This is a genomic window from Psychrobacter proteolyticus (genome assembly GCF_038155145.1).
GTDB classification, from domain to species: Bacteria; Pseudomonadota; Gammaproteobacteria; order Pseudomonadales; family Moraxellaceae; genus Psychrobacter; species Psychrobacter proteolyticus_B.
The window spans coordinates 1-245 of the sequence record NZ_JBAKAY010000050.1; the positions used below are offsets into that span (position 1 = coordinate 1).

Genomic DNA, 245 nt, shown 5'->3' on the forward strand with positions numbered 1-245 from the left:
CTCCTTCCCTACGCGCTGCCATATCTCTTCTGGCTTATACAACACCATCGCCAATGTCAGACTTAAGGCTTTAGAAATTGACTGCACAGAAAAGGCTTCATCAGCATCACCAGCTTGAATCACTTCACCTTCATTGGTGTATACCGCAATCGCCAGTTTCTGGTTCGATACGCGAGCTAATGCAGGAATATAATCAGCGACCTTTCCCTGACCAATTAAAGGGCGAACTTCATCTAAAATCTCGG

At 45.7% G+C, this 245-nt stretch carries 1 protein-coding gene; it reads right to left on the reverse strand.

Annotated features, from left to right (window positions below):
• The coding region (locus tag V6252_RS12970; protein ID WP_341610726.1) for a glutaminase at nt 1-245 on the reverse strand (245 nt) is incomplete at both ends.